General features: G+C 69.1%; 8 protein-coding genes. 6 read left to right on the top strand and 2 right to left on the bottom strand.

Annotation, left to right across the window (positions count from 1 at the left end; all coding sequences use genetic code 11):
- The 3 genes from G1H11_RS12600 to G1H11_RS12590 all read left to right on the top strand — a co-directional run bounded on the left by G1H11_RS12600 (position 1) and on the right by G1H11_RS12590 (position 4,600).
- On the top strand, positions 1-2,337 hold the full coding sequence (locus G1H11_RS12600) for a glycoside hydrolase family 43 protein (RefSeq protein WP_163818935.1): 2,337 nt from the start codon (positions 1-3) through the stop codon (positions 2,335-2,337).
- On the top strand, positions 2,334-3,386 hold the full coding sequence (locus G1H11_RS12595; RefSeq protein ID WP_216843707.1) for a glycoside hydrolase family 43 protein: 1,053 nt from the start codon (positions 2,334-2,336) through the stop codon (positions 3,384-3,386). Before G1H11_RS12600 ends, G1H11_RS12595 begins: the two co-directional genes overlap by 4 nt.
- 287 nt (positions 3,387-3,673) lie before the next feature.
- Complete coding sequence (locus G1H11_RS12590; RefSeq protein WP_163818934.1) at positions 3,674-4,600, top strand: hypothetical protein; 927 nt, start codon at positions 3,674-3,676, stop codon at positions 4,598-4,600.
- Between the two features lie 221 nt (positions 4,601-4,821).
- Here the strand turns inward: G1H11_RS12590 and G1H11_RS12585 are convergent, their stop codons facing one another.
- Both G1H11_RS12585 and G1H11_RS12580 read right to left on the bottom strand, forming a co-directional pair.
- Positions 4,822-5,379, bottom strand: a complete 558-nt coding sequence (locus tag G1H11_RS12585) for a YqgE/AlgH family protein (protein ID WP_163818933.1) — start codon at positions 5,377-5,379, stop codon at positions 4,822-4,824.
- Positions 5,380-5,407: 28 nt separating this feature from the next.
- Complete coding sequence (locus G1H11_RS12580; protein ID WP_163818932.1) at positions 5,408-6,841, bottom strand: NAD-dependent malic enzyme; 1,434 nt, start codon at positions 6,839-6,841, stop codon at positions 5,408-5,410.
- 244 nt (positions 6,842-7,085) lie between these two features.
- Between G1H11_RS12580 and G1H11_RS12575 the strand changes: the two genes are divergently transcribed.
- The 3 genes from G1H11_RS12575 (at position 7,086) to G1H11_RS12565 (ending at position 13,676) form a co-directional block, all read left to right on the top strand.
- A complete protein-coding gene (locus G1H11_RS12575; RefSeq protein ID WP_163818931.1) occupies positions 7,086-9,203 on the top strand; it encodes a PhoX family protein in 2,118 nt (705 codons plus the stop codon).
- 163 nt (positions 9,204-9,366) lie between these two features.
- A complete protein-coding gene (locus tag G1H11_RS12570; protein ID WP_163818930.1) occupies positions 9,367-10,314 on the top strand; it encodes a PfkB family carbohydrate kinase in 948 nt (315 codons plus the stop codon).
- A gap of 377 nt (positions 10,315-10,691) precedes the next feature.
- Complete coding sequence (locus G1H11_RS12565; protein WP_163818929.1) at positions 10,692-13,676, top strand: helix-turn-helix transcriptional regulator; 2,985 nt, start codon at positions 10,692-10,694, stop codon at positions 13,674-13,676.
- Positions 13,677-13,695: the final 19 nt, after the last annotated feature.

Below are 13,695 nucleotides of genomic sequence, written 5' to 3'. Positions count from 1 at the left end.
ATGCCCCGCACCACAACCCCCGCCCGGATCGCGCTCGGCGCACTGATCACCGGTGCGCTGGTCGTCTCCAGCGTCGCGGCGTCCGCGGTCGACGCCGGGGTCGGCGCCAACGCGCCCGCTCCCGGCTCCGGCGTGACCACGCAGAACCCGATCTCGGGGTCGTTCTCCGACACCTATGCCGACCCGGCCGTGATCCGCGGCAAGGACGGCTACTGGTACATGTACGCGACCAGCGACCCCCTGCACAGTGAGCCGAGCGAGTTCGGGCTCATGCACGTGGCCCGCACACTGGACTTCGCCGACTGGGAGTACCTCGGGACGATTCTCGACGACGCCGACCGCCCCGGGTGGACCACGTCGTCGTCGTTCTACTGGGCTCCCGACATCCGATACGTGGACGGCCAGTACATGCTCTACTACACGGCCACGGACACAGTCGCCGAACCCGGTGAATGGAACTTCGCCATCGGCGTCGCCACCGCACCCACCCCGGCCGGTCCGTGGACGGATTCCGGCGGCCCAGTGGTGGCGCCGCGTCCGGACGGTGGCGGAGGGTATTTCAACACCATCGACCCGGCCCTGTTCGCCGACGATGACGGGACCCGCTACCTGTACTTCGGCGGCTACCACGGCGGCCTGTGGGTGACCGAGCTCGACGACAGCGGCACCCGCGCCGTCGGGGCGCCGGTGCAGGTGGCGCGTCCGGACCGGTACGAGGGCGCGTTCGTGGTCAAGCGGGACGGCTACTACTACCTGACCGCGTCGTCGGCGAACTGCTGCGCGGGGCCAGTCACGGGGTACAGCGTCTACGCGGGTCGCTCGGAGAGCCCGCTCGGACCGTTCGTGGACCACGAGGGCGTGTCCATGCTGGACTCCAGGGTGGGCGGCACGCAAGTGCTCGCGCAGAACGGCAACCGATGGATCGGCGTCGGCCATCACGCGATCATCACCGACGTGTCCGGGCAGGACCACATCGTCTACCACGCCATCGATCGGGACGACGCCTGGCTGAACCAACCGGGAGGCGTCAACCGCCGCCCCGCGCTGATCGACCGGCTCGACTGGATCGACGGATGGCCGGTCACCCGGGCCGGCGCCGGGCCCAGCGACACGCCGCAGCCCGCACCCGTCACCGCGAGCGCACTGGGCATCGACAGTGCCGATCCGGCGAGCGGCGACGCCGTCGTCGCCCGAAAGGGACGATGGATCACCGGCACCGACACCACCGGCGATGCCGGAGCCATCGGACGTCTCGTCCCGGATGACGACGAGGCCACCGTCACCACTCGGCGCGCGGCACCCCGGTCGGCGCGAGTGGAGATGGATCTGCGCTTCGCCGGGGACGACGCGTCGTTCTCGGTCGGCCTGGCCGAGGCCGGGCGCACGGGCATCACCGTCACCGTCGACCCGTCGTCGCGCGAGCTCAGCGTCGAGGTGCGCACGGGCCGTGGAACCAGCAGCCACTCCGCATCGTTGCCGTCCCGGTTCGACCCGTCCGTGTGGTCGTCGCTGGCGATCGAGATGCGGGAGGACCGGCTCACGGCGGAAGTCAGTGAGAGCCGGCTCGGCGATCTCGACGCGAAGGTCGCCGTGGACCTCCCCGCCGGTGCACAGAAGCCCCGGCCGGTGCGGCTCACCGCGACGTCAGGAGAGGCGCAGGTCACCAACCTCACGGTGGTGCCGGCGCACGAGCCGGTGACCGAAGCGGTGCCGGAGCCCGTCGCCGGGGAGGTTCTCGTCGGCGAGGAGTTCAGCGGTGAGGTAGGCCCCGGCTGGACCTGGGTGCGGCCCGACGAGTCGATCACCGTGGACGACGACACCCTGCGCTGGCCACTGGACTCCGTCGACGTCGTCGGCGCGGCGAACACCGGACCGCTGCTCCTGCGGACTCCTCCGGAGGGCGACTGGATCGTGGAGACCAAGCTCCACCTCGACCTCGGCACCGACACCATCCGCAACTATCAGCAGGCCGGCCTGATCGTGCACGCCGACGACGATCTCTTCGCCCGCCTGGGCAGCGTGGCGATCTGGAGCTCGCGACAAGTGGAGTTCGGCAAGGAGCTGGCCGACGGCGACCGCCTGGAGTGGGGCGCTCATCTGGGCGGACCGGTAGCGGAGACGATGTGGCTGCGGATCGCGCACACCGTGGATCCGGACAGCGGCGACCTGCTGTACCGGTCAGCCAGCTCGCGCGACGGCGAGACCTGGCGATGGGGCGCCACCTGGACCCTGCCCGCGGGCTCGGACCCGCGTGTCGGCCTCTACGCCGGTGGCGGTGCCGTGCCGGCCACCACGGCTGTGTTCGAGTACATCCGCTTCCATGAGCAGGCCGGATGAGCCTGATCCGAACGGTGTCGCTGGCGGCGACGGGGATGCTCGTCGTCGCCTGCGGCAGCGGCCCCGAGCCGCCTGACCCCGACAGCGGGGCAGAGCACAATCACCCCACCGATCCCGCAGAGAACCCGACGGAGAGCACCACTATGGGATTCAGCAATCCGGTGTACGACCGCGACTTCCCCGACCCGGCGGTGATCCGGGCCGAAGACTCCTGGTTCGCCTACGCCACCAACTCCTCACTCGGGAACATCCCGGTGCTGCGCTCCGCCGATCTGGTGGAGTGGGAGCGCGCCGGCGACGCGATGCCGGCCCTGGCGCCGTGGGTGGTGGGCGGCAGGACCTGGGCCCCGGAGGTCGCGGTGCACGGTCCGGACAGGTTCGTGGTCTATTACACGGCCCTGGACAAGGAGACCCAGCGGCAGTGCGTGGGCCGGGCCGTGTCGTCGTCGCCCGCCGGTCCGTTCGTCGACGAGTCGGACCGGCCGCTCATCTGCCAGGAGGACGAGGGCGGCTCGATCGACGCCAGCCCGTTCGAGGACGCCGACGGCACGCGGTATCTGCTCTGGAAGAACGACGGCAACGCCATCGGTGTGGACACCTGGATCTACGCGCAGCCGCTCAGCGACGACGGACTCGAGCTCACCGGCGAGCCGGTCCAGCTGATCAAACAGGATCAGCCGTGGGAAGGGCACCTGGTGGAGGCGCCGTTCCTGTGGCTGCGCGACGGACGGTACTACCTGTTCTACTCCGCCAACGACTACGGCTCCGCCGCGTATGCCGTCGGCTACGCCGAGTGCGAGGGCCCACTCGGCCCGTGCACGAAGCCGCAGTCCGAGCCGATCCTGGCGACGACCGACGATGCCGCCGGGCCGGGCCATTGCGTCCTGATCGAGCACGGCGGACGGACCTGGATGGTCCACCATGCCTGGCCCCCGGACGCGATCGGCTCCGCCTTGCCCGGGCGGACCATGTGGCTCACCGAACTCACCTGGGACGGCGACCGCCCCGTACTCGACGGCCCCCGCACCCACGTCGACCGCTCCCCCTAACCCCCTTTTGGTCACCTGATCATCGATTTGTCATCTGATCCTTCTCCGCGTGGAAACGAGATGCGCACGCTGCCTATGAGCAGCCGAGTTTTGCCATCTGATCACATCTCAGGATGCGGACGTCGGTGGATCAGGTGGCCAACCTCCGAGCTAAACGCGCATTGCGCCATCTGATCAACAAGCGGCACGAGTGATGCCCTTCCACAGGCATAAGTAAATCAACAAAGTTATCCACAATTAAACGCACGCTATTCCATCGATGGGTGGTTCCGGGAAGTCTGACCGGTGTGACTGCCGAACATCTTCCCGCCGACGACGAGCAGTGGTGGCTTCAGCTCATAGAGCAGCAGTGTGGCGTCGTCCATCGACGTGACATTCCACCGGAGTACGTGCGCCATGCCGTGCGCGAAGTACGCGCCCGGAGGTGGAGACGAATCCGCCGTGACGTGTTCGTGCTGCATAACGGCCCGCTCACTGAGGACCAGCGGCGCTGGGCAGCGCTGAAGGCGGCACCGCCCGGTTCGGCGTTGTCCGGTCTGACGGCCGCCAGCATCGACGGACTGAAGGGGTTCATCGACGAGACCGTCCACATCACCATGCCATGTGGGTCACGACGGTTGAACATCGACGGCGTAACGGAACACTTCTCACGCTTCCTGTCATCCTCTGACGTGCATCCGCTGAGATCGCCAACGCGCACACGCCTGCCACGAAGCCTGCTTGACGCCGCGAGCTGGGCGGACACCGAGCGTTTCGCACGAGCAGTGATTCTGGCCGGCGTCCAGCAGGCGATCGTCAGCCCGTCGCAACTCCGGGACGCTCTGCCCAGCCGCGGCCCATGCCTCCGCCATGAACTGATCACCGAGACGATCGACGATGCTGAAGGCGGTATCGCATCTGTGCCGGAGCAGGAATTCGCCGGGATCGTCCGTAGGATCGGTGCACCCGAACCCACGCGTCAGCACGTCCTCCGGCATCGGGACGGTCGGTATTACCTCGACGCCGACTGGGAAGCGTACGAGCTCAGCGTCGAGGTCGACGGACGCGGGCATATGGTGCACACGCAGTGGGAACAAGATCTCGAGCGCGCGAACGAGATCATCATCAACAACCGGCGGCTACTCCGGTTCACGTCGTACTCAGTCCGGCATCGGCCGGAGATCGTGGGAGCGACGCTCCTCCGCGCGCTGATGAGCCGCGGCTGGAGCGGCTGAGCCGCATCGCACATTCGACGACGAGCGCTCCTTGCGCGATGATCAGATGACCAATTCACGTCGAGGACGGCGCTCCGGTCATCTGATCAAACTCCGTCCACACAATGAGACACGATCAGAGGGCAAACCCTGGGCGCAACGTGGAGCTGCGTCACCTGATCTCGCCCGGGTAAACGATCAGACGACAGTTCGACGATCAGGTGACACATAGGCGAGACAGATTAGTTCATGGTCGGGTCGTCGGGGAACGACGCCATCAGCGCAAGGTCGCCGTGCTGACGCCTCAGGACGGTCCGCCACAGGTCGGGGGCGTCGGTGCGGAACGTGTCCCGCGGCTCGGCGTCGACCAGGTACCAGGATCCCTCGCCGACCTCGTCGTCGAGCTGGTCCGGAGCCCACCCGGCATAACCGGCGAACACCCGTAGACCTATCACCGCAGGCTCGACCACCTCGGTCGGGGTGTCCAGGTCGAGGATGCCGACCTCGCCGCCCACCCTCCGCACACCCAGCGGCTCGCCTGGACCGTCGATGTGCACCAATGCCAGCGCGCTGTCGGTGCCGACCGGACCACCTTGGAAGACCACGGCGGGTTCCGAGGCGAGCGTGTCCCATTTGGGAAGCAGACGGGTGACCGCGACGTCACTGGGCCGGTTGAGGATGACGCCGAGCGCGCCGTCGTCGGCATGAGACAGCATCAGGATCACGGCGCTGTCGAACGTCGAGCCCTTCAGCTGCGGGGTGGCCACCAGCAGCCGCCCGGCCAGCTCCATCTCCGTCATGGCAGGCGCCGCCGTTCCCGGTCTCGGCTCATACTGGGATGGACGGGAACTCTCCCGTCTCCTCTGCCGTGCGGCGGATGCTCTCCACACTGCCCCGGACCGCCGCCGCCACCGTGTCCGCGACGCCCGGGTGGAACACGCTGGGCACGATGTATGCGGGGTTCAGCTCGTCGTCGGTGACCGTCGCCGCCAGCGCACGGGCCGCCGCGGTCAGCATCTCCGTGGTGACCGTCCGGCTCTGCGCGTCGAGCAGACCGCGGAACACCCCTGGAAAGGCGAGCACGTTGTTGATCTGGTTCGGATGGTCGCTGCGTCCGGTGGCCACGACGGCGGCGTAGCGGGCCGCCTCCTGGGGCTGGATCTCCGGCTCCGGGTTGGCCAGCGCGAACACGACGGCGTCCGGGGCCATGGTCTGGACGTCGGCCGCGGTGAGGACGTTCGGCGCCGAGACCCCGATGAACACGTCGGCGCCGGCGACGGCGTCGCACAGATCACCGGTGACACCGCGCGGGTTGCTGCACTCCAGGTACCAGGTGGGGACCCCGGCAAGGTCGTCCCGGCCCGGGTGGATCACACCGTGCACGTCGGAGGCGACGATGTCCCTGACTCCTGCGGCATACAACAGCTGGGCGATCGCGTGTCCAGCGGCGCCCGCGCCGGCCATCGCCACCCGGATGGACTCGAGGTCCTTGCCCACCACTTTCAAGGCATTGATCAGTGCGGCCAGGACCACGATGGCGGTCCCGTGCTGGTCGTCGTGGAAGACCGGCACGTCGAGCAGCTTGCGCAGCCGCGCCTCGATCTCGAAGCAGCGCGGCGCGGAGATGTCCTCAAGGTTGATGCCCGCGAAAACCGGCGCGATGTGCTGGACGGTCTGGATGATCTCCTCCACGTCCTGCGTGTCCAGACAGATGGGGAACGCGTCGATCCCGGCGAACCGCTTGAACAGCGCCGCCTTGCCCTCCATCACTGGCAGCGCCGCCATCGCGCCGATGTTGCCGAGGCCCAGCACGGCCGAACCGTCCGTCACGACGGCCACCGTGTTCCGCTTGATGGTGAGCCGGCGGGCGTCTTCCGGGTTCTTCGCGATCGCCTGCGAGACCCGCGCCACTCCCGGGGTGTACACCAGCGAGAGATCGTCCCGGTTACGGATCGGGACCTTGGACGTGATCTCGATTTTCCCGCCGAGGTGCACAAGGAACGTCCGGTCGCTCACCTTGCCGATGGTCACGCCCGGCACCAGCCGCAGCGCGTCGACCACCTCTTCGGCATGGGCCGACGACGACGCCGCGCACGTGACGTCCACCTGAATCCGGGCGTGGCCGGAACCGGTCACGTCGAGTGCTGTGACCAGTCCGCCCGCCTTCTCCACCGCCGCGGTGAGGGAGCTCACGGCAGTGGCGCCGGCCGGCACCTCGAGCCGGACCGTAATCGAATACGACACGCTGGGCACACTGGTCATGACCTGAACTCCTCGCGCCTTCGTCTCCAGGAGCAACCGCTCCGCACGCACCCACCGTAGAGGATCGCCGGGCACCGGAGTTCGGCGTGGTAGGGGTTTCGGCGCACGCCGCCCGGCCACGAGGACAAGGCTGCCCTAACTCACGTGTCCTTTACTTTCCGTTCGCCCGTTAGGAGTGGTCAGCCCAGTCGGGCTGTCCCTAGGTTCATGGGCATACCCGCAGGACAGCGACGAAGGGACACCCATGTCCGAGACCCACAGCGCCGGCCGCAGGAGACTCCTGCCGGTACTGAACGGCAGCCACGGCGGCCGTAGCGCCATGACGTGCACGTACCGGTGTGCCGACGCGTGCTCCCACCCCGCGCCGAACACCAGCGACAACGAGTACTTCGGCGACATGGCCGAGAAGGCGATGTCGCGCCGTGGACTGTTGCGCACCGGCGCGCTGGCCGCATTCGTCGTCGGCACCGGCTCCGCCACCGCGCTGGCCACCGCGCCTGCCGCCGCCGCCCGGCCGGTGGCGGCTGTCCGTCCTCCGGGTGACAACGACCTGCGCATCGATCCCCCGGAGCTCGGCCGCCCGATCGGGTTTCTCCCCGTCGGCGACAACACCGTCGACGCCGTCGTGGTGCCCAACGGGTACGACTGGTCGGTGGTCATGGCCTGGGGCGACCCCGTGGAAGAAGGCGCGCCGGACTTCGATTTCGACAACCAGACGGTCGAGGCCCAGCTGAAGCAGTTCGGCTACAACGCGGACTTCGTCGCGGTGCTCCCGCTGGACCGGAACCTCGACCGGGCCCTTCTCTGCGTCAACCACGAGTACACCAACGAGAACCTCATGTTCCACGGCTGGTCGTCGCCGGCGGAGGCGAGCGTCGAGCAGCTGCGCATCGCCATGGCCGCGCACGGCTTCGCCGTCGTGGAGATCGAGCGCGTCGGCGACACCGGCGAGTGGAAGCCGGCCAAGCGGCGCAAGAACAACCGCCGCATTCACACCGGCACCGATTTCGTCGTCGTCGGCCCCGCAGCCGGTAGCGACCTGCTCAAGACGAGCGCCGACCCGAGCGGGACCAAGGTCCTCGGAACCCTGAACAACTGCGCCGGCGGCGTCACGCCGTGGGGCACCGTGCTGTCCGGCGAGGAGAACTTCCACCAGTACTTCGGCGCCACGGCAGCGGTCACCGACCCGCTGACTCGCGAGCGCTACGCCCGCTACGGCATCCGCACCACAATCGGCACCAGCCGCGGCTGGGAACGCGCCGAGCAGCGCTTCGACGTCGCCGCTGAGCCCAACGAGCCGAACCGGCACGGGTGGATCGTGGAGATCGACCCCTACGACCCGACGTCGACGCCACGCAAGCTCACCGCTCTCGGCCGGTTCAAGCACGAGGGCGCGACGATCGCCATCGCCGACGACGGGCGGGCGGTCGCCTACATGGGCGACGACGAGCGCTACGACTACGTGTACAAGTTCGTCTCGTCGAATACGTACCGGCAGGGCACGGACAAGCGCTCGCGCCAGCACAACTTGACCCTCCTGGACGAGGGCGACCTCTACGTCGCCCGGTTCACCGGCAACAGCCCCGAGTTCCCGGACAGCCCGCCGGACGACGGCCTGTTCGACGGCACCGGCGAGTGGCTTCCCCTGATCGTGAACGGGGAGAGCAAGGTCGACGGCATGAGCGTCGAGGAGGTGCTGGTCTTCACCCGGCTGGCCGCGGACAAGGTCGGCCCCACCAAGATGGACCGCCCGGAGGACGTCGAGCCGAACCCGGTGACCGGGACCGTGTACATCGCGCTGACCAACAACACACGGCGCACACCGGGTGAGGTGGACGAGGCGAACCCGCGGCCGGAGAACAAGTTCGGTCACGTCATCGCCTTGGATGAAGACGGTAGCGACGCTGCCGCCACCACGTTCACCTGGTCGATTGTGATCGTCTGCGGCAACCCGGACGACCCGGAGACCTACTACGACGGTTTCGACAAGTCCCAGGTCAGCCAGATCTCCTGCCCGGACAACGTGGCCTTCGATCCGTCCGGACGGCTCTGGATCTCCACCGACGGCATGCCGGGACCGTCCGGCGTCAACGACGGCATGTATGTGATGCCGGTGGAGGGTGAGGACAAGGGTCACCTGCGCCGGTTCCTCTCGGTGCCGACCGGCGCCGAGTGCTGCGGCCCGGCTATCACACCGGATGGCCGGACCGCCCTGATGGCTGTGCAACATCCCGGCGAGGTCGACGGCGCCACCACCGAGAACCGCTTCTCCACGTTCCCGTACGGTGATCAGCCCCGGCCCGCCGTGGTGACGGTGTGGCGCAAGACGCCCGACGGCGTCCGGCCCTATATCGGTGACTGACCATCCCGAATGATCATGTAAACCATGTCTTCCCGTGCTTCACCATGCTTCCAGGCCTGGTGAAGCACGGGCAAGCCTGGTGAAGCACGGCATGCTGGCCGAGCCGGTGCAGCCCGGAACCAGGGCCCTCGTCTCGGATCCACGCATACCTTAGAGTGTCGCCGTGACCCAAGAGCAGATCGTCGTCGCCGGTGAAGCTCTCATCGACCTCGTCAGCGAGCCGGGCGGGGTGTACCGTCCGGTGCCCGGCGGCTCACCTGCCAACGTCGCCGTCGGACTCGCCCGCTTGGGTGCGCCAACGCAGCTCCTGGCCCGGCTGGGGACGGGGCCGTTCGGCGCCCTGGTGCGCCAGCACCTGACCACGAACGGCGTGGGGCTGGACTACGCCATCGACGCCGACGAGCCGACCACCGTAGCGGTCGTGTCGCTCGACGACGCCGGACGCGCCACGTACGACTTCTACGCGGAGGGCACGGCGGACTGGCAGTGGCGCGCGGACGAGATCCCGGATCCGCTGCCGCCCGGCACCCTGGCACTGTGCACAGGCTCCATCGCCGCCGCTCGGCAGCCCGGCTCTCCGGCCATTCTCCAGCTGCTCCGGCGCGAGCGGCAGCGGCGCGAGGTCAGCATCATCCTCGACCCCAACCTCCGCCCGCCGCTGCTCGCCGAGGTCGACGAGGTCCGTGAACAGTGGACGGAGCTGATCGAGCTTGCCGACGTGGTCAAGGTCAGTGAGGAAGATCTGGCCTGGCTGGTGCCCGGCGCTGACATCACGGCCGTCACCAAGGGGTGGGCGTCCCGCGGCGCCTCCCTGGTCGTGACCACCCGTGGCGGCGATGGCGTCCTCGCCGCCACCAGCGAAGGCGCCACCATCGAGGTTCCCGCCGCACCGGTCGACGTGGTCGACACCGTCGGCGCCGGTGACGCCTACACGGCCGGCCTGGTCGACTCGCTACGACTCAACGGACTGCTCGGTGCCGGCACCCGGCGCAAGCTGGCCGGGATCGGCGCTGACGAACTGCGGCCCATGCTGGAGCGTGCCGCCCGCGTGGCAGCCATCACCTGCGGCCGCCGGGGCGCCGATCCGCCCACCGCGGACGAACTGGGCTGAGCCCCCTTACCTCCTCACTACCTCGCCGTTCAGGCGTACGGTAAGGGGCCTTACCCCCATTGAGGTGCACCTGAGCCACCATGGTAAGGGGCAGCGCCTGAGAAGAAGCGTGATCACATGATGCCGGCCCCCGGCCCTCACGGCGACTCTTGGTATCAGCACACCACGTAGTCACGAGAGATCGGGGACACCGATGAACTGGAACATGGATTCCATCCAAGCCGAAGTCAGCTACCGGCAAGAAGCGGCCAAGCGAGACGCGCGACGCCGCCGAGGCTGGATGAGATACCGCACCGCGACCAGCAAGCGGGCGTGAACGGCGCGCGGCGCGATCCGCCGTGAGAACAAGCGCGACGTTGTCGCCCCGGCGTGGGAACATGGACCTCGTGCCTAGGCTTGGTTCTCGTTTCCCCCTCGTCGCGCGGGACGCGGAGGTCGAGCTGCTGCGCGCCGCCCTTCGCCGGGCTGAATCCGGCACGGCAGGGGCAGTGCTGATCTCCGGCGAGGCTGGCGTCGGCAAGAGCCGGCTGCTCGCCGAGATCGCTGAGGTCGCCAGATCCAGTGGTGCGCGAGTCTTCACCGGCCGCTGCGTCGACATCGGCGAGGCCGGATTCCCCTATCTTCCGTTCATCGAAGTCGTGGAGCAGGTGCGGGCCGGAAACCCGGAGATCCTGGCCACATGGCCGGCTCTCGGCGCGCTGACAGCCGCGGTCCCGATGGAACCCGCCCGGCTCGGTGCCGAGTCCGGCGCCGCCGGTGAAGACCGGAGCCTCGGGCAGATCCGCCACTTCGACCAGCTCCAGCTCTTCGACGCCGTGCTGGGCGCCCTGACCGAGCTGACCAAAGACGCCTGCCTCGTCGTCCAGCTCGAAGACCTGCACTGGAGTGATCCCTCGACCCGGGATCTGCTCGCTTTCCTCTTGTCCAGGCTCAGCACGCAGCGGGTCCTGATCGTCGCCAGCTACCGCTCGGACGACCTGCACCGCCGGCATCCGCTGCGGGCGCTGCTGGCCGAGCTGGTCCGTCTTCCCGCGGTAGAGCGGCTCGATCTCCAGCCGTTCGCCCAGCGCGACGCCGAACACTTCGTCCGGACACTGGCCGAGGGAGAGATCAGCGACCATCTCGCGGCCGACGTCGCCGCACGGTCCCAAGGCAACGCCTTCTACGCCGAGGAGCTCGTCGCGTCCGGCTCCACGTCCGGCGATGGCATACCCACCGTACTGGCCGACGTCCTGCTCGCCCGGGTCGAGAAGCTCAGTCCCACCACTCAGCGGGTGCTGCGGGCGGCCTCGGTCACCGGCCGCTACCACGTGCGCCACCCCACGCTCGACGCCGTGGTCGATCTCGGCCGTGACGAGCTCGAGGCGGCGCTGCACGAAGCCATGCAGCACAACATCCTGGTGCCTGGTGTCGAGGACGCGTACACCTTCCGCCACGCCCTGCTGCGCGAGGCGATCTATGCCGATCTCCTGCCGGGTGAGCGCGTCCGCCTGCACGCGGCCTACGCGGCCCGGCTGGCCAGCCATGGCGGTCCCGCCGCGGGCCTGGCCTACCACAGCCTCAACGCCAACGACCTTCCCACCGCGCTGGCCGCCTCCGTGCGGGCGGCGAAGGAAGCACGGCACAAAGGAGCGCTCGGGGCGGAACTGCAGCAGATCGAGCGCGCTCTCGAGCTGTGGGACGCCGTGGACGATCCCGAGTCGGTGGCCAGCGCCACCGAGTTCGCGCTGACCTGCCAGGCGGCCTACGCTGCCGGTTCGGCCGGCCAGCCGGAGCGCGCACTCGCCTACATGCGCACCGCGGTGCCGCTGGCCGATGAGCAGGACGATCCCGTCCTCTCCGCAGACACGCGCCGCCAGCTCACCCAGGCACTCCTGGTCAACGGTCAGTGGACCGCCGCCGAGCAAGCCATCAGCGAAGCCTGGGATCTGATCAAGGACAGCCCGCCGAGCGTCGAACGGGCCTGGGTGCTCGCGATGCGCTCCCGTGTGGCAGACGCCGACGCACAGCGCCGCTCCTTCGCCGAGGCGGCAGCCGAGGACGCGCGGGCCTCGGGTTCGGCCAGCGCCGAGGCCGACGCCTTGATCTCGCTGGCCTTCTGCGAGAACCGGGAGGACCACGCCGATCAGTCGGCTGCCCTTCTCGAGCGGGCGCAGCAACGCGCCATGGAGGCGGGTGCGCTCGACGTCGAGCTCAGGGCTCGGTTCAATCTCATCATCGCGCGTTACGAGCAGGGCCAGCTGGACACAGCGGCCCGCATCGCCGACGAGGGCGTACAGCGGGCCGCCGACGTCGGCTTGACCTGGAGTCCCTACGGACGCCAGATCCGCTGGATGCGCGCCCTGGCTCATCATGCGCGCGGCGACTGGGACGCGGCCGCCGACGCCGCGGCGCCTCCGGGCGAGAAGGTCTCCGACGTGATCGCCGCGACGCTGACCGCTACCGGAGCGATCATCAAGGTGAGCCGCGGGCAGTTCGAAGCCGCCGAGCACGACCTCGCCGAGATCCGGCAGGAGTGGTACCGCACCGAAGACGAACAGATCGCCCTCCTGGCCGGTATCGCCGGCGCCGAGCTCGCGTGCTGGCAAGGCCGTCCCGAGTCCGCGATCACGGTGGTCGACGACGCCCTGGAGGCGGTGCGCACGTGCTCGGGCGAACGCTGGCCAATGGGCGGGATCCGGCTGGCGGTTCTAGGCGTCGCCGCCGATGCCGATCTCATCGGCCACGGCCCGCGGGCGGCCGACGCCGCGGTCCTCGAACGTGCCGTCGCCGACGGCGACGCGCGGCTCCGGCTCGCCCAGGAGACCGCGGAGCGAGGTACGCCCCGGGGAGCCACACTCGGCCCCGAGGGCCAGGCCTGGGTACTGCGGGCAGAAGCGGAACACAGCCGCCTGATCGGGGCACAGAAACCCGAGCCGTGGCAGGCCGTCATCGACGCCTTCGGCTACGGTGACGTGTACCAGCAGGCCATCGCCCGGTGGCGGCTGGCCGAGGTGTTCGCCAGCACCGGCCGGCGCGACGACGCAGCCGTCCAGCTGGCCGAGGCTCTCTCCGTGGCTGAGCGGCTCGGCGCCAAGCCGCTGGCCGAGGCGGTGCGCTCCCTCGGCCGGCGCGCGCGGATCGCACTGCCCGGCGCAGCCACCTCGTCGGTCCAGGTGTTGACGCCACGGGAGAAGTCGGTGCTCGCGCTGGTGGCGCGCGGCCTGACCAACCGGCAGGCCGGTGAGGAACTGTTCATCAGCGAGAAGACGGTGAGCGTGCACCTGTCCCGGGTGATGGCCAAGCTGGGTGCCGCGAGCCGCACCGAAGCCGTCGCCGTCGCCTATCAGCGCGGGCTCATCGGCGAGACCACCCAGGCCTGACGGGACGTCTCCGCGGACT

The organism is Phytoactinopolyspora alkaliphila, assembly GCF_010550695.1.
GTDB lineage: Bacteria > Actinomycetota > Actinomycetes > Jiangellales > Jiangellaceae > Phytoactinopolyspora > Phytoactinopolyspora alkaliphila.
This window is presented reverse-complemented; position numbering and strand designations above follow the sequence as displayed.

Coding starts and splice junctions, on each gene's coding strand:
- G1H11_RS12595 (WP_216843707.1), top strand. CDS start 2,334: ATGAGCCTGATCCGAACGGTGTCGCTGGCGGCGACGGGGATGCTCGTC.
- G1H11_RS12580 (WP_163818932.1), bottom strand. CDS start 6,841: ATGACCAGTGTGCCCAGCGTGTCGTATTCGATTACGGTCCGGCTCGAG.
- G1H11_RS12585 (WP_163818933.1), bottom strand. CDS start 5,379: ATGACGGAGATGGAGCTGGCCGGGCGGCTGCTGGTGGCCACCCCGCAG.
- G1H11_RS12600 (WP_163818935.1), top strand. CDS start 1: ATGCCCCGCACCACAACCCCCGCCCGGATCGCGCTCGGCGCACTGATC.
- G1H11_RS12575 (WP_163818931.1), top strand. CDS start 7,086: ATGTCCGAGACCCACAGCGCCGGCCGCAGGAGACTCCTGCCGGTACTG.
- G1H11_RS12565 (WP_163818929.1), top strand. CDS start 10,692: ATGGACCTCGTGCCTAGGCTTGGTTCTCGTTTCCCCCTCGTCGCGCGG.